The sequence below is a fragment of the Geofilum sp. OHC36d9 genome (assembly GCF_052400685.1).
Classification (GTDB): domain Bacteria; phylum Bacteroidota; class Bacteroidia; order Bacteroidales; family Marinilabiliaceae; genus CAZHHH01.
On the sequence record NZ_JBQTGJ010000004.1, the window covers coordinates 69,386 to 94,186 of the forward strand.

The window sequence follows — 24,801 nt, forward strand, 5'->3', positions numbered from 1 at the left end:
TAATAGATATAAAAAATAACCATGAAAACAATTGACCTACATATTCACACCACCGCATCGGATGGAAGTTTCACCCCGACAGAGCTGATCGATTATGCCGTAAAAAAGAAACTTTCAGCGATTGCCATTACCGATCATGATACAATGTCCGGGATACAAGAAGCCCAAAGCTATATTCGTAACAATAATCTGGCACTGGAATTCATTCCCGGGATGGAAGTTTCAACAAATTTCCCTGCATCTCCCTATGGAATTCATATTTTAGCCTATTTTATTGATAAAAATGAAGAGAAGCTAAAAAATATTTTAAAAAGTGTTCGTAACGAAATTCAACGAAATAGTTTAAGTTCACCGGAAGCCATAAAAATTATAAACAAATATGGAGGTCTTGCAGTCTTAGCCCATCCCAAAGATTATTTTCTAAATTTAAACGAATTAGACGATTTACTAGGCCAACTGACCCGTGTTGGTTTAAAGGGAATAGAATGCATTTATCCAACCCATTCGGAAGCTGAGACAAAAAGTTTCAAAAAATTAGCTTCACAGCATGAATTACTGATTACCGGGGGAACTGATTTTCATGGGACAAGGAAACCCTCAATTGATTTAGGCAGCGGTTTTGGAGACCTGTTAATTCCTTATGACATAGTAGACTCACTTAAAGCAGCAATAAAAAATAAATAATCAGTGCTTGCAAAAAAAATCTTACTTCTGCGTTACGCAAGGTTTCGTCATTTGAGTTCTATTGCGATAAAAGTAAATTTTTAAAATTCATAATCACTATTGTCCGGTAAAAAATATATTTTCCATTTAAGTGCTCAAGCCGCACGGGCTTTTACTTTTTTTACTCATTAAAGTTTTTATTTCAAAGGTATTCGTGATCCGCTTCGCTCCACTACAGCAAAAAAAGTAAACAAAAAATGCCGCCGCTGCAAGTAATTTCCTAAAAATCAATTTCATTGTCTAAAATTCGGGAACTCGCTTCGCTCAGACAGCCCGGATTTCTTTACGCCAATAAAATTGATTTTCTTAACGGAAATTTCTTGAGGCGGAAAGCAATCCCAATATCTCCTAAAATATCTGGCTCGCACATTGGAGCTGGGTTCTAATCATTTCTCTAAATTCTTACCAGACACCAATGATTCATAATACTTACAATCTGGTTGCTTCGTTTTGCATCTCCGTTGCATCGACTTACATTGTGATTGTTTCGCGTTGCATGTGCTATGCTTCAGCTTGATTTCCTTAACGGAATTTGAGGCGAAAATCAACCCTGATGTAACCTAAAATTCCAGCCACCCTTATGATGGGTTCTGATCAAATCTCCAAATTTTAAGCAGATACCAATGAATTGGAATTGGATTCAAAGTAGGGAACCAACAATTCTAAAAGTAAAGAGCATGAATTAAGAGAAACCTTAAATTCATGCTCTTTACCAGATGTCAATCATTTTATTTCAACCGAAAATCATTAAACACGATACATGTCATCCCTAAGTTTAGCGATGGCATCATCATTAACATAATCATCGTAACTCATCAATTTATCAATAACTCCATTGGGGGTAATTTCAATAATACGATTACAAATGGTATCAATAAACTCGTGGTCATGCGAACTCAACAGGATATTACCTTTGAAGTCGACCAATGTATTATTAAAAGCCTGAATCGTCTCTAAATCGAGATGATTGGTCGGATTATCCAATACCATAACGTTGGCATTACGAAGCATCATTCTGGAAATCATACAACGCATCTTCTCGCCACCTGACAGCACATTCACTTTTTTGTAAATATCCTCGCCCGAAAAAAGCATTTTACCTAAATAACCGCGCAAAAACGACTCACTGGTATCGGCCGAAAACATACTAAGCCACTCCACCAAAGTCTGCTTACTTTCAAAAAAGCGGCTGTTTTCCATGGGCAGATAGGCTGTGGTAATGGTTACACCCCATTTAAAAGTGCCACTATCAGCCTTTAATTCATCGTTCAAAATTTCAAACAAGGCAGTTGTTACCAATGGGTTACGCGAAAGAAAAACCACCTTCTCATCCTTTTCAATGGTAAAAGAGACATTTTTAAGCAACTGCGTCCCGTCATCTGCCGTTTTCGACAAATCACTAACCGTTAATATGGTATTTCCGGTTTCGCGCTCAGGCGTAAAAATAATGCCGGGATAACGACGCGTTGATGGCTGAATCTCTTCCACATTAAGCTTTTCGAGCATCTTACGGCGACTGGTTGCTTGTCGTGACTTGGCCACATTGGCACTAAACCGTTGAATAAATTCCTGAAGCTCTTTTTTCTTCTCTTCCGCCTTTTTATTTTGTGCCGACTGCTGGCGCAGAGCCAACTGACTACTCTGATACCAGAAGGTGTAGTTACCTGAAAACAGTTGAATTTTACCGAAATCGATATCCACAACATGCGTACATATTGAATCGAGGAAGTGACGGTCGTGCGACACCACCAACAGCGTATTATCAAAATTAGCCAAATAATTTTCGAGCCAGCGAACCGTCTCCAGGTCAAGATCGTTGGTCGGCTCATCCAACAACAAATTATCGGGTTTACCAAACAAAGCCTGGGCCAGTAATACCTTTACTTTTTCTTTACCACTGAGTTCACTCATTAACTTGTAATGCAATTCTTCTTTAATGCCCAATCCGCTTAGCAGGCTGGCTGCTTCGCTTTCGGCATTCCAACCATCCATCTCTGCAAATTGCTCTTCCAGTTCGGAAGCACGAATTCCATCCGCATCAGAAAAATCAGCCTTTGCATATAAAGCATCTTTTTCCCGACTAATTTGCCAAAGATGCTCATGCCCCATCAATACCGTGTCCAAAACCGAATGCTCATTAAAAGCATGGTGATCCTGACGTAACACCGACAAGCGCTCGCCGGGAGCCAGCATGACCGATCCGCGTGTAGAATCGAGCTCGCCGCTTATTAAACGTAAAAAGGTGGATTTTCCGGCCCCGTTAGCACCAATAATACCGTAACAGTTACCAGGCGTAAATTTTAAATTGACATCCTGAAAAAGAAATCGTTTGCCAAACTGAATGGCCAAATTGGAAACAGTAATCATCTATGGAATTGTTTTTTAATGAAGTTTTTGCCCTGAATTTTGAACCGGCAAAGGTATGAATTATTTATAAGAAGAAAAACCAACGCTACGCTTTTGAATGAGATACCATTCAACCAAACATTTGAAGCTTGCAAGAAAAGTCCAACCTGTGCAATACTTGTGTTTATCTATAAAGTCAACTTCTGCTTTACGCTTGTCATAAAAACAGGCATTAACCATCTCATACTCAAACAACCAATTTTCATGGGCATTCTTTCCGTCAAACACATACATTTCAGACGATCATCACAAGGAATGCTTTTCGCCTTAAAAAATTACCGGCAACACCAATTCAAAAATTAATTGCCCCAATAACCTTTACCGTTGCTTTAGTCAGATTATCGACGGCCATCTGAAGGTTCTGTTGAAATTGTTCGACTGTTGCATGTGGCACATCCACCAGGTCTGTTACCGCCTTAATGCAAAAAAAAGGCACCTGATGCAAGGCAGCCACCCATGCTACTGCGGCAGCTTCCATCTCTTTAATCTCACCACCATTCCGGCGAATGATTTCCTCATCCGTCTCAGTCATATCCAAAGAATTAGAAGTCGTGATCACACCGCATTTAAGGTTAAGCTGTGAGGCCAGACGGCTCACATCCACAACAGGAAAACGCCCCACCCCCATTTCTTTCCAACCTGGAATATCCACCCGCCGATCGTGAAAAATAACATAAGGATGGCTGAGATACACATCCCCTATCTGAGCGCCTTTTTCGTGAAATGCGCCGGCCGTTCCGGCACTTATCATCAAATCGGGTTCAAAATGAGAAATTGCCAGATGCGTATTGAGCGTTGCCGCCTGAGTACCTATCAAATCAAGCTTTGACTCTGCATCCTGCCCGTTAATCACAAGATGGATGTTTAGTCCTTTCGACTTGATGCTCCATGCCCGCATTGGCAATCCGTGCGCATACGAAAAATCTTCCTCCAGACAAAACGCTTTAATAAGAGGCCGTGCCTCGGCCTCCATGGCAACTATAAAACAGATGTTTTTGTATTTCATGTGTTTATAATTCGTTTGTTAAGGTCACATGGAACTCCCATGAAAATAAGCATTCCCCTGTATGAAAGATCCTTTATCATGGTCGTTTCATGTGATTATAATTTGTTTGTTTTTGCCACATGAAACTCACCGGGATTAATCATACGCCTGTGTGTAAAGAAATTCCCAGAGCTCGTTACATTTTAAGAGTGGTTCAATCATCAAACAACATTACTTTTTAATAATTCAAAAATGGTTAAAAAAGCTGATAATTCATGCGAACTCCACATTTTTCATTCTCTTTGTAATCTGTAATCAACTTTTCAAATCATGTACGGCATTTTTATCATTTTTCTTTTATATGCGTTGGGAAACGTTATTAGCTGGCTAACCGGCGGATATATCCCCGGCAGCGTAATAGGTATGCTTTTATTATTTACAGGATTGCTAACAGGCATAATAAAACCGGCCAAAATAGCCCCTGCGGCCAATTTCCTGGTGGGCAACATGGCCTTGTTTTTTGTTCCTGTGGGCGTTGGCTTAATGGTTAGCATTCATTTTTTTAATGGAAACTTAATGGCCATAGTAGCATCGGTGATTATCAGCACCTTTTTGGTACTTCTCTCAACCGGATTTGTTCAACAATGGATGGAAAAATGGAAGAAATAAACAGTCTGTTTGAGAATCAGCCATTCACTTTAAGTTTTGTACTAGGCGTATATCTGGCAGCCGTGTGGCTGTATAAAAAACTACGCATAAGCCTTTTGCATCCGGTGTTAATCAGCATATTACTGATCATCGTAGTACTAAAATTCCTGAATGTAGAATATACATCGTTCGAGAAAGGCAGCTTTCTAATCGATTTTATGCTGGGGCCCTCGGTTGTGGCTTTAGGCTACGGACTCTACGAGCAACGCGCCATAATAAATCAACATCGTATTTCTATTTTCACCGCTGTTTTTGTAGGAAGCGTTGTGGGCATTGCATCGGTTAGTATAATAGCACACTGCTTTGGCGCCAGCGAAATGCTGATCACCTCACTGCAGCCAAAATCGGTCACCACGCCCATCGCGATACTCATCTCAAAGCAATTTGGCGGCATTCCGGCGTTAACAGCCGTAGTGGTCGTTGTAACCGGCGTTCTAGGTGCTGTTGCTGGCCCTTACGTTCTCGACAAGGCCGGCATTAGTAGTCGCATTGCCCGCGGTTTGGCCATGGGGACCTGTGCTCATGGCGTTGGCACGGCCCGCGCCGTTGAAATGGGCGCCATCGAAGGCGTTATCAGTGGTTTAAGCATTGGCCTTATGGGGTTAATGACATCGGTACTAATACCCCTGTTCAAATGGTTGTTCGGATAAACAAGACGCATCTGAACAAAGGTGAAATTTGGGGCATAACCATATTATTAATAGCTTTGTGCATCATTACAAACAGCCATACTCTTTCCAAACATAGAGAAGTATTAAAAGCACGAATCCTTTAGTCGCAAAAAATCATAAAAAAGACGATGAAACGATCTTGTTTACAGAATAGAACCCAACCTAAAAATTGCAAGCATGAAATTCCATCCGTCCCTGATAAACAAATTATTTACGGATGAAAATTGCATTAACAATATTTTACTTTCTGGCACCCTTTCTGGTGCTCCACTTATGCCATAAATTCAGATATGTAAACAAACTGGGGGCTGTAGTTGTAGCCTACATCATAGGTTTGTTACTTGGGAATCTGCATATTTTGCCCGCCAACAGTCAACCGCTTCAGGATACGCTGACCGCTGTAACCATACCACTGGCTATTCCTCTGATGCTTTTCTCAACCAATCTGAAACAAGTCTTCCTGTTAGCCAAAAAAGCCATTATCAGCCTCTTTATTGGTCTTGTTAGCGTCATCATTTTGGTTACAACAGGCTATTTTATATTTAACGATAGTATTCCGGAAACGTGGAAGATGAGTGGTTTATTAGTCGGCGTATACACCGGCGGCACGCCCAATCTGGCATCACTCAAATTAATCCTGAATGTAGATGAAGCGCAGTACCTGATGACTCATTCAGCCGATTTAGTAATTGGTGTTTTGTATCTCTTCTTTCTTATGTCGGCAGGGCAACGGTTGTTTAATGCGTTTTTGTCGCCTGCAAAACAAAGAGCAACCCCTTCCTCCGAACCGCTCAATCTGGATGGTCAGGACCCGTACTATGGTATTTTAAAACGGAAATATACCCGCCCATTATCAAAAGCACTATTGCTTTCGCTGATAGTGGTTGCCATCTCATATTTAGTTTCACTACTGGTGCCTCAAAGCGCCCAAATGGCAGTTATTATGCTAATGATAACCACCCTGTCGCTGACTCTCTCTTTTTGGAAACCGGTACGCAGCATTCCCAAAACCTTTGATCTGGGAATGTACTTTGTTTTGGTTTTTAGTGTTGTGGTAGCCTCAATGGTTAACGTAACAACCCTTACAAACGGGGCAATTCCTATATTGTTTTATGTAGGATGGGTTGTTTTTGGTTCACTCATTCTACAGTTGCTTCTCTCCAGGTGGTTTGGCATTGATGCCGACACCGTTATCATCACCTCAGCGGCTCTGCTTTGCAGTCCGCCATTTGTGCCGGTTGTAGCCGGTGCATTGCGCAACAGATCCATTGTTGTTCCGGGACTCACCATCGGCATCGTCGGTTATACCATCGGCAACTATCTGGGCTTTTTACTGGCCCAGATACTTAAATCTATACCTTACTGAAAGCCTCAACAATCTCATCAGAGACCGCCAATCGGCCATTGATTAAACTGGTAGAAGTGACAATGCCTTTCAGACAAATTTTCTCGCCGGGCAACCGGTAAATATCCTGATAAAAGATATATTTAACGCCCTCGTGCTCAACCCGTAGTCGTACCACAAACGTATCGCCACTTTTCAACGGCGTTTTGTAGGCTAAATTCACGCGAGCCACCACGGCCACAATACCGCGTTTAAACAGATCTGCAAAATCGAGACCGACCGATTTCATAAATTCGTGCCGGGTGTGCTCCAAATAATTCTGATACACACTATTATTAACAATCCCCTGCAAGTCGCACTCATAATCGCGCACTTTAAATTCTAATTCGTATTGATACTTCATCGCCTTTGTTAAATATTTAAACAAAATTATAAAGTCCAACTTCTGCGTTACGCTTGCTCTCAAAATGGTCATTTACAAAAGTAAACTCACATTTTTCGAGCGGCGCAAGCCTTGAATTTGGACTTTATAACCAAACTCTCATTTTATGGACAGGCACTATTATCTTGCTTGCAAAAAAGTTCTACTTCTGCGTTACGCTTGCTCTCAAAATGTCCATTTACAAAAGTAAAAATCAAATTTTTCGAGCGGCGCAAACTTTGAATTTGGACTTTATAACCAAACTCTCATTTTATGGACAGGCACTATTATCTTGCTTGCAAAAAAAATCCAACTTCTGCGTTACGCTTGCTCTCAAAATGTCCATTTACAAAAGTAAAAATCAAATTTTTCGAGCGGCGCAAACTTTGAATTTGGACTTTATAACCAAACTCTCATTTTATGGACAGGCACTATTATCTTGCTTGCAAAAAAAATCCAACTTCTGCGTTACGCTTGCTCTCAAAATGTCCATTTACGAAAGTAAAAATCAAATTTTTCGAGCGGCGCAAACTTTGAATTTGGACTTTATAACCAAACTCTCATTTTATGGACAGGCACTATATCTTGCTTGCAAAAAAGTTCTACTTCTGCGTTACGCTTGCTCTCAAAATGTCCATTTACGAAAGTAAAAATCAAATTTTTCAAGCGGCGCAAACTTTGAATTTGGAGCTCTTTTATTTACCACAAGAATTTTCTTGCTGACACTTTATCATAATAAAACCACAAATAACCCCTGTCAGGAAACACGTGGCAACAAATCTTCTTTTACCCATTTAAAATCGGGTGCTTCTCTCAGCAACAGCTCAAACAACCGGCGGGCCTTATCTATCTCTCCATTCATCCGATAAACATTGCCAAGCCAGGCGCCTACATAAAAATACATCCAATGATTTTTCTCATGGGTTGTGTAATATTCAAATGCGCTTTCGTAGGCTATCACGGCCTTTCCCTTATCGCCACCCATCCAGGTTGGTCTGAAATAGAAAGAGTTGGCCTGCTCCACTTGCGGCAAACCCTTTTGAGGACTCAACTGATTAGCCATTTGCAGATAATACGCATGACGACGACTCAAAAACAGTGCTTCAAAAGGATTTAAAAAAATACGAAATGCCACCGATGCGGCATAAAAAGCATATAATTCACCATCCTGAGGGCGCATTTTCAGTGTCCGGCTAATATGTTGTTCAAAAAATGCCAATTCTATTCCGGCTTCGGCATTACGTTCCTCCCCTAAATAATTTCCTATGAGACCGTATTCGGCAAACAGCAATACACGTTGCGAAGCATCGTCCAGTGTCTCCTTTCGCAAACTATCAACCAGCATCTTCCATGACACCATATCGCTTTTCAAAAATAAAACGACAAACTCATGATCTAACTGAGCTGCCAATGAAGCAGCATTAACAGGAAACGAAAAAATAAATAAAACAAAACTCAGCAATAATTTCATAGCGACCACAAATATAACAGCAATCTGTGAATCCGAAAATTATACATGAGACTACCGTTATGGGAGCTGTTCCTGCTCTGTTGAAAAAAAAATCAACTTCATAAAATCATTTGCCGGTAATTCTTTAAGCAATCATCTAAAACAAATAATTCAATCCGATATAAAAACCGGATTCACCATCTTGTTTGTTGGCAGCACGACCATAATCCGCCGCAACAATAAAATTGCGGTTCATAGCAATACGTAACCCCAGGCCATAGCTAAGATGCCAGGTTTCGGCACCAAAATCGAAATAATCGTCCATCGGCTCATTGATGCTCATCACCTTCTTTTTCACATCAATTAAAGCAGTCGTACGACCGGCATCCATAAAAGTGTTAATGCCCAGATAAAAATTCTGATTAATAAAATTGAAATGCACCGCTTTCCAGCGCGCCTCCAAATTACCAAACAACATACCATCGCCCACCACACGGTTACGCCTGATACCTCGCAAGGTCCGGGATCCACCTAAACCCGTCGATGTAGCGCCCGTCATAACCGAAGTAACCACCTGCGACTGATAATAAAAAGGCACATGCCCCGACAGCGTCTGCTGCCATCCAACCCTAAAGGCCAATGATAAATCCTCAGGGATAAGCGTAAAATACTGACGATGCGTCACCGCCAGACGCGTGAAGCCACTCTCAGCACCTAAAAATTCAGGAACAGCCACCAAAACGGCTTCGGTCCACACGCCCTGCATCGGATTAGGCCGATTGTCGCGGGTATCGTAAACAAAACCAGCCTTCAGCTCAGGGATAAAGCCACCATTGGCTTCCTGGTCATCAATAAGTCCCCAGTCAACATATCGCTCATATAACCCCGGCTGCTCTTCCACCTGTGGCAATTTGTCAACCTCATCCTGACCCTTGTTTAGTTTATCAATATCTACGGAACCGATATCAAAATTCAGCATGTTAATACCGGCAATCCATTGCCATCCTTTGTGTCCAATAGCGCCTTGAAAATCGGTTTTAAAACGAAACATATTTTGTTTCATCTTATAAAACATGCGGGTCCGGTAGCCATCGGTCTCATCATTCTCATCATCCTCCCAGACCTTATTATAAACCGACTCATAACCGTTAAATCCATAAAAATCATAAGCCTGTTCGGGCATATAAGTTAAATCGGTAGTCACCCTCAGCCCCTTAAAAAGGCGATCGGAATCGTAGTAAAACCGAAATATACCGCTTCCTTTGGTGTAATGCGAAATCTCGAAATACAAAGAATGATTGTATAAAGGAAACCGACTTCCATCGCCGTATTCATAAAGGTTAATGAGTCCGCCATATTGAAACCCCAGATCGGCGTCAAACGACACAGCCGGCAATACGCCAAAATTCCAACCGGTTTTGTTCGTTGAAAGAGAATCACTTTGGCCTTTCACTGTCACAAAAAGCAAACACCCCAAAAAAGTAGTAATAACAAACTGCTTCATTCTATCTGTTTTAAAACTGCCACAAAATAGAATAAAAATTACAATGAGATTCAAAAAATCATTGCATTTCTGGCGATTCGCTTAAAATCCCATTCGTTGACGCAACTTTTTATACCCGGCCCGGCTTATGCGCAGCTTATGCTCCGGAGACATCACCGCCAGGTAAGTATCTTTATCATAAGGCTCCAGTCTGGCTATTTTAGCTGCATTGGCAATAAAAGAACGATGAATTCGGATAAACTCGTGCTCCGGCAAATGAGACTCGTAATAACTCATCGTCTGATTTTTCATAAAACGGCCCTGGGTGGCATGAATCATCACATAATCTTCCTGGGCCTCTATAAAAAGAATATCGTGAAGCGGAATAACAGTCATGCTGCTTCCTTTCTTCACAACAATACGCAACAATTTATCAGGCGAACTATCGCGTATTTTTTCAACCGAAATACTGTTTTTTCCTGTTCCCGACGATAATTTTTCAATGGCTTTACTTACAGCTACATCAAAACGCTCGCGGGCAAAAGGCTTTAAAAGATAATCGACCGCATTCAATTCAAAAGCCTTTATGGCATATTCATCATAGGCAGTGGTAAAAATGACTTGCGGGCGCTCCGGTAAAACCTCCAGTAACTCCAGCCCATTTACTTTCGGCATTTGGATGTCAAGAAAAATGAGATCTGGCTTCAAATCTTTAATTACTTTCAATGCTTCAAAACCATTGGTACACTCACCCACCACCTCAATACGGTCATAATTTTTCAGGTACTGAAGAATAATTGATCGGGCAGGTGCCTCGTCATCAATAACCAGAGCTTTATATACAACAATGCTATCACTCATTTTTTATGCATTTGAGGAATAATCAGCTTAACCGTAAACAAGCCATTACTACCGACGGCTGTAAGCAAATCATCACGATTATATAAATTTCGCAGAATATTTTCAGTATGACGCAATCCCAGCCCGGCACCTCGTGGCGTCGGCAATCCTTCTTCGTAATTATTAGTGATAGAGAGATGTAACTCATCCTTCTCGGGTGCATAACAGGCTACCGTATGCACAGTCACTGGCGTCAGGCTCTCATACAAACCATGTTTTATGGCATTTTCATAGATGGGCTGTAAAATCATGGCTGGTAAAAGAAGCTTTGCGCAAGTTGCATCGACTTCTTCCCTATAAATTAAGAGCTCCCCGAAACGGACTTCTTCTATATTCATATAACGACGAATATTATCCATTTCAATATTAAGAGAGATCAAATCGGTATGTTTATTCTTCAGCGAATAACGCAAAAAATCAGCCAGCTGTGCAATCATGAGACGTGCGTCTTCGGGATGCGACAGGGTAAGAGCGCTCACCGAATTCAGACTATTAAATAAAAAATGAGGATTTAACTGGGCCTTCAGAATTTTCAATTCTGATTCCTTAACCTGTTTTTTCAGCACCTCTTCCATCAATCGTTTTTCTTCCAGATCTTTGTAAAAATTAAAGAAATGGTACATCACCATGATAAGCATATATTCATCAACGCCCCATAAAATACGTATAGGTAAAATGCGTATCGCCAAGTCAGAATAATACTGATCGGAACCTAATATAATTTCGCATGCCACGCCGGCAATCAAAAGCCATGAAACAAGAGCAACAAAAACAATAAGAAAATTATGCAACAATTTCCGCGACAAATGACATCCCTTTTTTGCATAACCAATGGGATACCATAAACTAGCCCCTACGGCTAACAGAACAAAGCTATATATTGCGCCATCCAGGACCGCTTCAAACCACTGTAATTCACTATAAAACCAAAGAAATGCAGCGGCAACTATTGCATGTATAAACCAAAAAGCAATAATAAACCAGGCTGAATATCGATGTGTAAATACAGGATGTAGCATTAATTAGTAACTTAACAGTTCGCCTCCACCAAATATGGTTGTTCCCTTTATCACAAGGGTACGACTCCTATCAGTCCGATCGCCTCCCGGAACCCGCTTATCGGTAAAACCGCCTAATATACTGACCACTTCATGCTTTACATGCCATTCGCGCGGCACAATAATCTTAACACCACCAAATACAGCAGTCATTTCTATTACAGCACCTTCGGGCGCCAGTGAAGCCTCGGTAAAATTAACCTCACTACCACCAAATATCGACGTAATTTCACCGCCTCTGAAATTCTTAGACTGAATGAGACTAATATTTCCACCAAAAATAGTCATCTCCTCAATAACATCCTCGTTATTAGAATGATAATTTATGTGCGAATCGGCCTGAAATTTCCGATGACGCTGTTTACCTCTTAAAATAGCTATTCCCCCAAGGATCAGAAAAACCGGCCAAAACCGCCAAATCTGATAAAAAGAAAATCGCGGTATAAACCCGGGAAGCAAAAAATAAAGTCCGATACCCATTAAAATAAAACCGCCAACCCACTCCCTGTTTATCAAACTAATAACCGCAATCGCAATTAAAATCATAGGCCAATGCAACAAAACCCTCGCCAGAGGCGTCGGCAGTAAACCTAAATTTCCTAATAACAAAACCAGCCCGGTGAGCACTACCACCACACCAAATCCATATCGCTTAGATGATTTATACTTGTTCATAGATCAATTCATTAACTATATAAGACTCACTATAATTATAACTCAAAATTAAAGAACCCAAAACAACCGACAACACCTTTTCGGTAAAATGCTGTTTAATTATGGTAAATAACGAATGTGCTGTCACAAAAGACAGATTCTTAAATAACGCCATTCTATTTAGCGCATGTCCAGAAAGTCAATATTTAGAACTAGAAAATTAATAATCAAAGCTTGCGAAGCTCAAAAAATGTTATTTCAGCGTCGTAAATAACCTAAAAGAAAACATTCGTAACAAAATAATAAGACTATTAAACACAACCTATATTTAACATAAATGGAATCTGATTAACAAACACAAAAGACTAAATAATATCAATCATATATCCTAAACATAAACACAATCAAAATACTAATTACCAGGCTAATACAAACATAAAAATCAAAATAAACAAAAAATATTTTTTGAAAAACAGATAGTCAAAAAATTTCATAACTAATATTTATTACCTATTTTTGAAACATAAAAACGATAACAAACAATCCTCTACACCCTTCCCCAAAAGACCCTCCCCCCAAAATTTAAACCAATCTTCATAAACTTATGAATGCCTCGCTCTTTGTTTTTCACGTTCATCCAACCATTAAACTGTTTGAGCATGCCTGCAAAAACGTTATACAACATTATAAACAAATCACACCAGATATATTAAAATTTTGCTTTCTGAGAAAAACATTCCCTGCCGTTATAAGGCGATTAGCAATCTGCGCAACAAAACTTCTATTTGGCACAATAAGCAGCCAAATTATACTCACACAACCCTATTTTGGGGACTTTTTGCGAAATTCAACCAGGGTAACCTAACAACATCACCAAAACGCTTTGCCACGTCATTGCCATGTCGTCATATCACATTGAAAAAAAAGTTTGAGAAAAACGTGTGACCAAAAATTAAGTGGGTTACCCATTCTTTCAACATCCTAACCAGCATTAGTTTAAAATGCATTTTAAGACAGAACTAAACCTGTCATAAAACACAATCAATACACTAAACTTCAAATGATTAATTATGAAAAAACTATTGCTCTTCACAACACTTTTGGTCGTTGGCATTCAATGTCACAGCAACGCCCAAATGTCAAAATTCAAAGCTCTCTTTGTATACAACTTTGCGCAAAACACAAATTGGTCAGAAGAGGTATCTGCAAGTGACGATTTTGTCATCACCGTTATTGGCGACAACGAGATTGCCAATGAATTAAAAACGCTTGCCGGATCACGTAAAATTGGCAATAACAAAATGGTAATTAAAGAGGCCTCCACCGTTGATAACGTTGGTCAATCGCAGATTATTTATCTGTCGGAAAACCGCAGCAGCCAAATACCGGTACTTACTTCCTATCAAAAGAACAACAAAGTTCTGATAATAGGTAACCAACATGGCATCTGCTCACAAGGTGCCGGAATATCCTTTATTATTGATGACGGAAAGCTAAAATTTGAAATCAGCCCCGATAACATCGAAAAACAGGGGCTGACTATTTCCAAAAAAATAATAGCTCTGGGTGTTCAGGTCAACTAAGACAACTAAACGTATTAACTGATTAAAACTACGATAATGAGAAAAATAATACTTCTCCTAACCTTACTATTCATATTTTCGACTGTTCGCACTTACGCGCAGCAAGCAGAGAACAATCTCTCCCGCGAAGAACTTGTCAACATGTCGATGGAAGAACTTTCGGAACTCCCTCTGGAACAACTAATGGGTGCCATGGACGTAATGGGCGTTTCGAGCATCAATGAGCTCTACGACCTCATCATGAACAAAAACATGAAATCGGCATCCAAAAGGAGCGAAAACGCCTTTGATGCGCCACTCTCCTCGTCGGTACTAACCAAAGAAGAGATCTTTACGTTTGGCGCAACGTCCATTGAAGAAGCACTACGGTTAATTCCCGGAGTTATTGTCCGCGAAAAAACCAATGGTAACTTCGATATTCATATACGGGGACTTGACAATATACCTCAAAATAACATGCTGCTTTATACCGAAAACACCAATACATTGCTGATGATAGACGGGCGTCCGGTCTTTAATTACGCATACGGCGCCATTGTTTGGGAAAGCCTGCCCATCGGCTTTGAAGACATTGAGCGCATAGAGGTTGTCCGCGGGCCTGCCAGTGCCCTTTACGGGCCAAACGCAGTGAATGGCGTCATTAATATTATCACCTCAAAAACCGACGATTCATCACCTCTTATATCAGGCGTTGTAAGAGGTGGCACACAAGAGACATATACCGGCGACATTGCTTTTCGTAAAAAATGGAACAAAAAAATAAGTACAGCCATTACATCAAATTTCCAGCACCGAAACCGGAATACCGATAAAATTTATCTGTTCGACAATGAAAATGGGTTGCAATATGAAAATGAATCGGGAGAAACCATTCATACCAATGGCGGATTCTACACCCTGGATCAATATAGCCGGATGAAAACAGTAACTGCTACCGGCGTCCAGACACTAATACCCGTCACCCAGGATGTAAATGACCTGTTTGAGGACCCTGAGCTGGCACGCGAAAATATGGGTGTCAATTTTTATTCTGAATACACTCCTAACAGCGATCTGTCCTTTACTCTGAGTACCGGATTTCAAACGTCATACGTTAATTCATCACCTATTATCGACCTTGCAACATCCTTCACAGGTCGTAAATCCAACACCGGCTATGGCAATCTTCAGATTCAATACCACGGACTTTCGACCCAAATAAATTATATGAGCGGAAGTCAGGATTTTGCCACGGGCGAAGTGGGATTTAAAGGCAAAATGCAACAAATCAATGCTTCAACCGAATACAACTGGCAATTAAAATCACTCAATCTTCGACCGGGCATTAGTTACCAATCAGCAGCCCTGGACGACACGCCATACCTATCCGCAGGTCAGAAAGGTTATCTCAACGGGAAAAAAGAACTTAACACCTTTTCAGCCAGCTTACGTGCCGAATATCTATTCCTTGGAAAATTAAGACTAGTATCAGCGCTGCGTGCTGAAAAATATAACCTGCCCGATAAAATTTATCCTTCGTGGCAAATTGCCGGGACAATGCCTTTGGGCGAAAATCAAATACTGCGAGCTGTTTACTCAAGAGCCAACCGTTCTTCTTTTCTCATTAATTCACGATCAAATTATCTTTGGAACCGCAACGAACGGGGACTATTCCCCCAATACATGCACTTCGACGGCAATGAAAATTACAAATTGATGAAGATAGATATGATTGAACTGGGCTATCGCATCAAACCGTCAAAAACATTAATGATTGACCTCGAAATTTTTGGCTCAGAAAGTCGTGATTACGGCGCCCTGCTGCCTGAATATTCAAAACTCAGCCTGGCTGAAGGAATGGATGCGGATTACGCAACAGCAGCAGGTTACATCCAATCGATACTGGCAGGTGGAACCCTCCCGGATGCCTACGTAAATATCAAATACCAGAACCTCCCGGTTGACGCACGCCAAATTGGGCTAACTGCCAGCATAGACTGGATTATATCGCCCAAATTGGTGGGTAAATTTCACGGTACCATTCAACAAACCAAGCTAAATGATGTAATGGATCATACCATCTCCGAAATCACTGAAGCACAGTTGAACGATGCCTATCCCTCATTTGAACAGCTGGCAGGCGGCATTTTATACGGAGAGATAGCGGTTCCGCTTGAGGAACAACTGGCCAACTCCGCTAAGTCTGACTTTCAGTTTACCGATTACAAAGACAATGTTGAGCACAAAACGACGCCTGCATTCTGGGGTATGGCAGGATTAACCTATAAACCGGTGACAAAATTTACCATATCGGGATATGGTTATTACTACAGTGAGCAAACATTTAACAATCAATATGAAACAGCAACCATTGACCCCAAATTAATTCTTAACATGCAGGCCACCTATTCACCAGGCAGACAATTTTCAGTGTTTATAAATGCCCGCAATTTACTGAACGACGAATCCGGTGAATTCCCTTTCATGGATGAAATTGGCGATATTTATATGGCTGGATTACGCTTTAAATATTAACCAGAGTCTGTCTATAAAACCCAACTTCCTATTTTATGGACAGGCACTAACCATTCAACCGGATATTTTGCTTCTCAGCAAAATATCCGGTTATTTTTTGAACCCATTTCTAAACTGATTCTGATACGCCAAATTCAAACAGAAGACACTACGTTTATTACTCCACAATCTGAATCATGGATCATCCTGAACCAACAGTAATCACAGACATTTGCATTTTTATCAACTTCAAATAATAATGGCTGCTTACTTCTCAATAAAGCAACCTGATACTAACAAATGATTCATGGCGTAACCCATGCATATAGGCAATTGGCTACCTCTCAATAATAATGACCACCACGATACGTCCTTTAATCCATAAAATTTGTATTTTTGGACAGTATAAAAAGAGCATAAATAAGTACGCACCTCTGCTCACAACGCATGCCTTATGCTCTATCGCTAACAATGACGAAGGATTTAAAGCTTACCCGAAAACTCTAATAACAGATAAGGAAATTTCATTTTTACGGCTTTTGTACGTAAAAAATTTATTTTTTTATAGGCCGAGTGAAATTTTTACACCAAATTTCATTGATATCTACATTTTTTTTAGACTACTCGTTTTGAAGCCTGAAAGATGAATTTACGGTCGTAAACGGCCATTTTGAAAACGAATGAAACGATAAAAATGGTATTTTCTTGCTGACACAACTTAACCGAAACAAATGCCGCCCGCCAGAGCTTCATATTTACTTAATAATAAACAACTAGCAGTCTAACTCATATCATCTATCACCAACCGCTAACAACAACCAAAGCATTAATGTTTTAAAAGAAGGTTACCGATAACATAGAACTATGATTAACCAAAAAAATGAGTCAATCCGCAAAAAAAAGAAAGTTATATTCAGGAGAACCCTACTCCTGTTCCTGTTCTTTTTTGCCATAATCACTGCATCTGTTTTAACGATATACCAGGCTGATGAAATATTGGATATTGGAGAACAAAAAACCCAGGCAGAAAATATTGTAACTGTGAAGCTCGAAAACATACAAACTGAAATGTCACACGTTACGACCGATTTGATGATTCTGTCATTAAACAGTCAGCTGTTAAAATTTTGGGATGATACCACAAACACTGAGATCATGACATCCATTTCCCAGGAATTCCTTACCACAGCTATATATAGAAAAATATACGATCAGGTACGGCTGATAAACGACGATGGACAGGAACTTATTAGAATTAATTATAACAATGGGTATCCTGCTGCAGTAGCAAAACATAATCTTCAAAATAAAAAAGACAGATACTATTTTCAGGATGCTATAAAATTAAACAAGAACGAAATTTTTGCGTCCCAACTCGACTTAAATATTGAACATGGGCAGATAGAACAACCATTAAAACCAATGATTCGCATTGCAACACCTGTTTTTGATAAAAAGGGAAAAAAAAGAGGAATCGTTTTGTTTAATTATTTCGGGGAAAATATAATAAACATGCTCATACACAAAGATTCGCTTGCAAAAAATCAGTTAATGCTTTTAAACAGTGACGGATATTGGCTTAAAGGACCATCTCCTGATCTGGAATGGGGGTTTATGTATAAAGACCATAAAGACATAACCTTCGACAAATATTACCCGAATGTTTGGGAAATTATTAAAAACAATGAAGCGTCGCAATTTGAAACCGATTTAGGCCTGTTTACATTTAAAACAATCTACCCGCTACTCAATAAACAAAAATATCCCGCGACAGAAAATTTTACGTTAAAAACTAAAGACGCTTCGTTAAAAAAAGCATATGCATGGAAGTTGGTATATTACATTCCGGCGGCCGTATTATATTCTAAACACAAAGAATACCGACAACAAGCAGGTATTATAATTACGATTCTGTTTATAGTCATGCTAATATTTGCGACGAGATATGCAAAAATTGAATATCACAAGTTACATGCAGAAATCAGTTTAAAAAAGAGCGAAGCAAACCTAAAAGAAGCAGTTGCAGCCAAAGATAAATTCTTCTCAATATTAGCACACGATTTAAAAGCACCCTTTAATTCGATGCTTGCCTTTTCAACAATATTAAATGAACAATTCGATAAATATGATAGCGAAAAACAAAAAAAATTCATCGGAATGATATACACGAGCATACAAAATACCTATAAATTGCTCGAAAGTATACTTCTTTGGTCACGCTCGCAAAGAGGAACAATTGATTTTAAACCCAAAAAAATAAATTTATTTTTATTGACAAATGAAACATACGAATTACTTCAGCATTCGGCCGAAAACAAATCCATAACCTTAACAAAACGAATACCTGAAAACATTTTTATTGAAGCAGATAAAGACATGCTTTCCACAACTCTCCGCAATTTGTTATCAAATGCCATAAAATTTACGCCTAAAAATGGCAAAATATCCGTTACAGCACATTTAATAAAAGATGCAAACAACATTCCATTTGTCGAAGTAATTGTAAAAGACTCCGGCATAGGTATTTCTCAAGAGGTTCAAGCAGAATTATTTGACATTAGCACACAAACAATAACAGAAGGAACGGATAATGAATCAGGAACAGGTTTTGGCCTTATATTATGCAAAGAATTTGTAGAAAAACATGGTGGAAAAATATGGCTTAAAAGTGAAGTTGGCAAAGGCAGCGATTTTACATTTACAATACCCTTGAAATCTGATATAACAACTATTTGATTGGAATCTATAGTCCGACCCCAGTGGGGTCGGATGTTGGTAGACCATCCATTGGCTACCAACATATGGACGCCAGAGGAGTCCTCCAATTAAACGAATAAATGAACAAGATAAAAATGGTAAGCACAATTAATAAAAGGTTCGCAGAATTAATAAATTTATTCCAAGTTGCCTAATGTTCGACTCTTTGAAGTTGAAGCATTGGGAAGTGAACATTTCTTTTGTATCCCAAAATTACATACACATCGGATTGACGGAACTATTGAATTAAAAAATAAAATATCAGCAACGTAATATGGCAAATTCATATTCTAAAATTCACATACACATTGTGTTTGCAGTTAAAGGCAGAGAATCACAGATTAAGTCGGAGTGGGAAGAACGATTGTATCAGTATATCACAGGCATTGTACAAAACAAAGGTCAAAAGATGCTTGCAATCAATGGCATGCCCGACCATATACACTTCTTTATTGGCCTAAGACCGGATTGCTGCCTTTCTGATTTAATAAGGGAAGTAAAAAAGGCAAGCAACGAATTTATAAACGAAAACAGATTAACCTCCTCTCACTTCTATTGGCAAGAGGGTTTTGGAGCTTTTTCACATAGTCATTCTCAAATTGACGCTGTTGTAAAATACATTCTGAATCAAAAAGAGCATCATAAAAAAAAACCTTTAAAGATGAGTATCTTGATTTCTTAAAAACCAACGAAATTAACTACAACGATAAATATTTATTTGATTGGAATCTATAGTCCGACCCCATTGGGGTCGTATGCTGGTAGCCCATCCATTGGCTACCAACAATCCGGACGCCAGAGGAGTCCTCCAATTAAATGAATAAATACAATCACGGCCCGCCCAAATCTTAAAGGAAACCCTCGCTATGGTTCGTGTCCCTGTCTCCTTTTTGCGTGTCAGCAGTCTTATCCGACAGAAGCTTTGCGACAATCTGTTTTAGAAAATTAATTGATATTTTAAATACCACACGTCTTATTGATAAAAACCACACGTGATATTTTTTTTTTCACACGTGATAATGAATAAAACCACACGTGATAACAGGTAAAACCACACGTGATATTTCTTTTTTTACACGTGGTTTTGTAATCCGCCGGAATAGCGCGTTTTAAAAGTTTTTCAGTTTTACCGCGCACCAATTATTTTAAGCCACATTCTATAAAACAAAAGGTGATGATTTTTGCTATCTTTGCAACTCTTTTCAGGGAAGATGCATCGTATGGACAACATTAATCAAATTATTAAAAATCATCTGGATAGCAATACCGCATTTTATGCATACAGATTACCCGAAACGGATGATGTGCACCTCAATACAATAGCTTCCATCTCCCCCTTCGATCTGACATTTTTAGACAACCCAAAAAACTCCAACGGTTTTGTGATGTATCCATTTGATGCAACAACAGAACAGGCGTGGCTATTCACCAATCAGGAAACAACGGTCCTTTCACAAAAAAGCGGAACAGACGGTCATGTTGATTATTCATCGGGTAAAACAAACCCTGAGACACATGATTTTTATGATTATTCCGAACAATTTGCAGCCATGCAGCAGGCGTTAAACAACGGGGAAGTCGAAAAAATCATATTATCAAGAGCATTACCCGTCCACAAAAATTTAATACCGGCATTACCCTACATTTTCGAACACCTTTTGGTCAGGTATCCCAAGGCCTTTGTTTTTATGGTATCAACACCCCAAACCGGCATTTGGACAGGCGCATCGCCTGAGCTCCTCTTTTCAGGACAAAATGGCACCTGTACGACCGTTGCTTTGGCAGGTACACGCACCCACGATGCGGCGTATAAATCATGGACTCAAAAAGAAATTGAAGAACAAGGATTGGTCAGCAACTTCATCGATAACACCCTTAACAAATTCAACATCACCGACTACCAAAAAGACGGTCCTGAAATTTCCAGAGCCGGCAACCTCACCCACCTTAAAACAACCTACATTTTCGACAGTCCGCCATCATTTAAGTTGGCACAATTTGTGAAAGCTTTGCACCCAACACCGGCACTATGTGGTGAACCCAAGAGTAAAGCCATGCATTTGATTCGTTCCATTGAAAAACATAACCGTAGTTATTACGGTGGATTTTTAGGCCCCATAGGAACCAATAATTCAAAATTATTCGTCAATATCAGAAGCATGAAAACAGAAGCAATGCACAGCACCATTTTTGTTGGTGGAGGCCTGACACGTCAATCCAACCTGCACAGCGAATGGAATGAAACCATCCTGAAAAGCCAAACGTTGCTGTCTGTCATCAATAAATTATAGACAAAAAAAACGGCTATTATCAACGCCGCTACCATCAAACAACCAATTATGAGCAAAGCAATTTCAGACAAACCGATTGTAAAAGCGCTGGTGGATTTATGCCACCTGCATGGTGTTGAACAGGTTGTTATATCTCCGGGTTCGCGTAATGCACCGTTAATCATCTCCTTTTCAAGTTCTGAGAAATTCGAATGTCTCAGCATTGTAGATGAACGCAGTGCGGGTTATTTTGCGTTGGGTTTGGCGCGTGAAAAACGGCAGCCTGTAGCCCTGGTTTGCACCAGTGGTACCGCAGCGCTTAATTATGCGCCGGCTGTGGCTGAGGCATATTATCAACAAATTCCTCTGGTAGTGATCACTGCCGACCGACCAAAAGAATGGATTAATCAATCGGATGGCCAGGCCATTGAACAACCGGGCATCTACAATAATTTCATCCGTTACCAATGCTCTCTGCCCTTATCCGGCGGGCATCCCGACGACGAGTGGTTTATGAATCGCACCCTCAACGAGGCCTTTCAAAAATGCAACGGCCAGATCCCTGGTCCCATCCATATAAACGTCCCAATGCGCGAACCGTTATATGGCAAAACCGTTTACCCAAATACCCAGGCCCGAAAAATTGAGATATTAACCGGCGACAGCGCATTATCAACAGATGCTATTGCATTGCTGACAAACGAGATTGAACGCTACGAACGGGTTTTGGTCATTGTAGGTGCCATGCACAAAGATCAAAATCTACAGGAAGCTTTATCAGCTCTCGCTTCAAAAGGTGTAGTGGTATTAACCGAAACCCTGTCGAACATGGAAGGCGAGCCCTTTTTTGGTAATATGGACCGCATTGTTTCCACCATTACTGAAGATGAAGAACTTATTTTCAGTCCTGATATGCTTATCACTCTGGACATCCCCGTGTTGTCGAAAATGATTAAAAAGCTACTGCGCAAGCACTCGCCTCACATACACTGGCACTTCTCCAATCACGATAATATTACCGACACCTATCAGGCCGTTTCGCGAATCATTAAAGGCAATGCCGCCAACATACTAAATCATGTGGCAGACCAGATGCAAAAACGCGAAAATCGTTTTCCGGAAATCTGGGAAAAAAGAAGTCGCTTATCAACAGAACGACACTTTCAATTTTTCGACAAAACTCCCTGGTCGGATCTGAACCTGTTTAAAACTCTCAGCGAACATACAATGGCCGGCTACCAAATACACCTGGGAAACAGCACCCCCGTTAGGTATGCTCAACTATTTGAATGGGCTCCCGGACAAACCTGGTATGCCAACCGGGGTACCAACGGTATTGATGGATGTGTAAGTACAGCCGCCGGTGCCGCCTATGGAACCACGCAACCCGTTTTGCTGATTGTTGGTGACCTATCCTTCTTATACGACAGCAATGGATTGTGGCACAAATACCTACCCAACAATTTCCGTGTCATTGTAATAAATAATGGCGGAGGCGGCATCTTCCGCTTTATTACAGGCCCTGCTGAAACGGATGAATTGGAAGCGTACTTTGAAGCAAACCACAACACGACGTGCGAGGGGATAGCACAAACCTTTCATTTGAACTATTTTTCGGCTCATAATCAGGAAGAGATGGAACAGTTGTTGCCCAAATTCTTTGAACCATCCGAAAAACCTCAACTATTGGAGATTTTTACGCCGAATGTTGAAAGCGGAAAATTATTAAAGAAATATTTTAAGTTTTTGAGAAACGAAATGATCTAAAAAAGATTTAATATTGTTGTGAAATACAACCGACAGTTCAGACGGATCTGGTGTAATCAAAAAAAACAAGTACCTGATAAAAAATGTACAAATTCAGGATTTGCAAAATTCTAAAAATGGAGATTAACCATGGTAAATATCCACTTTTAGGACAAGCAAAATACAGAAGTTGAACTTTTATCTAATCAATAAAAATCATCCAAACATGCGTATCTGGAAAACCGAAAAAGAATACAGTGATATTAAGTTTGAAAGTTTTGAAGGCATTGCCAAAATAACGATAAACCGGCCAAAGGTTTACAATGCATTTCGTCCGGAAACGGTCAAACAACTCATCGAAACCTTTGATATATGTCGTGAGCGTCAGGACTTAGGCGTTGTTATCCTGACCGGCGAAGGCGACAAAGCATTTTGTTCAGGCGGCGACCAAAACGTAAAAGGATATGGTGGGTATATCGGTGAAGACGGCGTACCCCGCCTCAACGTGCTTGACCTGCACAAACGCATCCGGTCACTCCCAAAACCGGTAGTAGCCATGGTTAATGGATATGCCATTGGTGGCGGACACGTATTGCACGTTATATGTGACCTTACCGTAGCCAGCGAAAATGCCATCTTCGGACAAAGTGGCCCAAAGGTAGGAAGCTTCGATGCCGGGTTTGGCTCATCGTATCTGGCCCGCCACGTAGGTCAGAAAAAAGCCCGTGAAATATGGTTTCTATGCAAACAATATACAGCCAAAGAAGCGGAACAAATGGGTCTGGTAAACAAAGTCGTCCCCTTGAGCCAGCTGGAAGACGAAACTGTAGAATGGTGTAAAATAATGCTGCAAAGAAGCCCGATGGCAATGCGCATGATTAAACGCGGATTGAATGCCGAACTCGACGGACAAACAGGCATCATGGAGCTAGCCGGCGATGCCACGCTGATGTTCTATCTGATGGAAGAAGCTCAGGAAGGACGTAAGGCTTTTCTGGAAAAAAGAGACCCTGACTTTAAGCCATTTCCAAAATTTCCGTAAAAAGTCTTTACAAAAATCCAGATATCAGGTCAAAAGGCGGTAACATCTACCAATAAGGAAACCTTAATTCTCCCAAAATAATACTAAGATCACCAATACCGGGTAA

General features: G+C 40.2%; 19 protein-coding genes. 11 read left to right on the top strand and 8 right to left on the bottom strand.

Going from position 1 to position 24,801, the window contains the following annotated elements:
• The first annotated feature begins 21 nt into the window (after window positions 1–21).
• Window positions 22–684, top strand: coding sequence for a PHP domain-containing protein (locus tag ACT3CD_RS06510; protein ID WP_444644069.1), 663 nt, complete (start codon window positions 22–24; stop codon window positions 682–684).
• A gap of 786 nt (window positions 685–1,470) precedes the next feature.
• On the opposite strand, the gene ACT3CD_RS06515 is transcribed toward ACT3CD_RS06510, so the two are convergent.
• Together ACT3CD_RS06515 and ACT3CD_RS06520 are read right to left on the bottom strand one after the other, a co-directional pair.
• Window positions 1,471–3,090, bottom strand: coding sequence for an ABC-F family ATP-binding cassette domain-containing protein (locus tag ACT3CD_RS06515; protein WP_444644071.1), 1,620 nt, complete (start codon window positions 3,088–3,090; stop codon window positions 1,471–1,473).
• A 331-nt stretch (window positions 3,091–3,421) separates the two neighbouring features.
• Entirely contained in the window at window positions 3,422–4,135 is a 714-nt protein-coding gene (locus ACT3CD_RS06520; protein WP_444644073.1) for a phosphorylase family protein, read from the bottom strand.
• 309 nt (window positions 4,136–4,444) lie between these two features.
• On the opposite strand from ACT3CD_RS06520, the gene ACT3CD_RS06525 reads away from it, so the two are divergent.
• The 3 genes from ACT3CD_RS06525 (at window position 4,445) to ACT3CD_RS06535 (ending at window position 6,859) form a co-directional block, all read left to right on the top strand.
• On the top strand, window positions 4,445–4,783 hold the full coding sequence (locus ACT3CD_RS06525; protein WP_444644074.1) for a CidA/LrgA family protein: 339 nt from the start codon (window positions 4,445–4,447) through the stop codon (window positions 4,781–4,783).
• Entirely contained in the window at window positions 4,771–5,472 is a 702-nt protein-coding gene (locus ACT3CD_RS06530) for an LrgB family protein (protein WP_444644076.1), read from the top strand. Before ACT3CD_RS06525 ends, ACT3CD_RS06530 begins: the two co-directional genes overlap by 13 nt.
• A 238-nt stretch (window positions 5,473–5,710) precedes the next feature.
• Window positions 5,711–6,859, top strand: coding sequence for a DUF819 family protein (locus ACT3CD_RS06535; RefSeq protein WP_444644078.1), 1,149 nt, complete (start codon window positions 5,711–5,713; stop codon window positions 6,857–6,859).
• On the opposite strand, the gene ACT3CD_RS06540 is transcribed toward ACT3CD_RS06535, so the two are convergent.
• The 6 genes from ACT3CD_RS06540 to ACT3CD_RS06565 form a co-directional block, all read right to left on the bottom strand.
• Window positions 6,846–7,241 carry an acyl-CoA thioesterase gene (locus tag ACT3CD_RS06540; protein WP_444644080.1) on the bottom strand — a complete coding sequence of 132 codons (396 nt, stop codon included), beginning with the start codon at window positions 7,239–7,241 and terminating at the stop codon, window positions 6,846–6,848. The genes ACT3CD_RS06535 and ACT3CD_RS06540 overlap by 14 nt on opposite strands.
• Window positions 7,242–8,016: 775 nt before the next feature.
• On the bottom strand, window positions 8,017–8,730 hold the full coding sequence (locus ACT3CD_RS06545; protein ID WP_444644082.1) for a hypothetical protein: 714 nt from the start codon (window positions 8,728–8,730) through the stop codon (window positions 8,017–8,019).
• 136 nt (window positions 8,731–8,866) lie between these two features.
• Window positions 8,867–10,213, bottom strand: a complete 1,347-nt coding sequence (gene omp85 / locus ACT3CD_RS06550; protein ID WP_444644084.1) for an Omp85 family outer membrane protein — start codon at window positions 10,211–10,213, stop codon at window positions 8,867–8,869.
• A gap of 81 nt (window positions 10,214–10,294) precedes the next feature.
• Entirely contained in the window at window positions 10,295–11,053 is a 759-nt protein-coding gene (locus ACT3CD_RS06555; RefSeq protein WP_444644086.1) for a LytR/AlgR family response regulator transcription factor, read from the bottom strand.
• Window positions 11,050–12,111: a sensor histidine kinase gene (locus tag ACT3CD_RS06560; protein WP_444644087.1), complete on the bottom strand. Its 1,062-nt coding sequence runs from the start codon at window positions 12,109–12,111 to the stop codon at window positions 11,050–11,052. The genes ACT3CD_RS06555 and ACT3CD_RS06560 overlap by 4 nt, the downstream gene beginning before the upstream one ends.
• Before the next feature lie 3 nt (window positions 12,112–12,114).
• Entirely contained in the window at window positions 12,115–12,825 is a 711-nt protein-coding gene (locus tag ACT3CD_RS06565; protein WP_444644089.1) for a LiaF transmembrane domain-containing protein, read from the bottom strand.
• Between the two features lie 1,049 nt (window positions 12,826–13,874).
• Between ACT3CD_RS06565 and ACT3CD_RS06570 the strand changes: the two genes are divergently transcribed.
• The 7 genes from ACT3CD_RS06570 to menB all read left to right on the top strand — a co-directional run bounded on the left by ACT3CD_RS06570 (window position 13,875) and on the right by menB (window position 24,695).
• On the top strand, window positions 13,875–14,387 hold the full coding sequence (locus ACT3CD_RS06570) for a YfiR family protein (RefSeq protein ID WP_444644091.1): 513 nt from the start codon (window positions 13,875–13,877) through the stop codon (window positions 14,385–14,387).
• 36 nt (window positions 14,388–14,423) lie between these two features.
• Window positions 14,424–16,901 carry a TonB-dependent receptor plug domain-containing protein gene (locus ACT3CD_RS06575; RefSeq protein WP_444644093.1) on the top strand — a complete coding sequence of 826 codons (2,478 nt, stop codon included), beginning with the start codon at window positions 14,424–14,426 and terminating at the stop codon, window positions 16,899–16,901.
• An 843-nt stretch (window positions 16,902–17,744) separates the two neighbouring features.
• Window positions 17,745–19,616, top strand: coding sequence for a sensor histidine kinase (locus ACT3CD_RS06580; RefSeq protein ID WP_444644095.1), 1,872 nt, complete (start codon window positions 17,745–17,747; stop codon window positions 19,614–19,616).
• Between the two features lie 295 nt (window positions 19,617–19,911).
• Complete coding sequence (gene tnpA / locus ACT3CD_RS06585) at window positions 19,912–20,319, top strand: IS200/IS605 family transposase (protein WP_444644097.1); 408 nt, start codon at window positions 19,912–19,914, stop codon at window positions 20,317–20,319.
• A gap of 499 nt (window positions 20,320–20,818) precedes the next feature.
• Window positions 20,819–21,928 carry an isochorismate synthase gene (locus ACT3CD_RS06590; RefSeq protein ID WP_444644099.1) on the top strand — a complete coding sequence of 370 codons (1,110 nt, stop codon included), beginning with the start codon at window positions 20,819–20,821 and terminating at the stop codon, window positions 21,926–21,928.
• Between the two features lie 48 nt (window positions 21,929–21,976).
• On the top strand, window positions 21,977–23,674 hold the full coding sequence (gene menD, locus ACT3CD_RS06595; RefSeq protein WP_444644101.1) for a 2-succinyl-5-enolpyruvyl-6-hydroxy-3-cyclohexene-1-carboxylic-acid synthase: 1,698 nt from the start codon (window positions 21,977–21,979) through the stop codon (window positions 23,672–23,674).
• 205 nt (window positions 23,675–23,879) lie between these two features.
• Window positions 23,880–24,695, top strand: coding sequence for a 1,4-dihydroxy-2-naphthoyl-CoA synthase (gene menB, locus ACT3CD_RS06600; RefSeq protein ID WP_444644103.1), 816 nt, complete (start codon window positions 23,880–23,882; stop codon window positions 24,693–24,695).
• Window positions 24,696–24,801 lie beyond the last annotated feature (106 nt).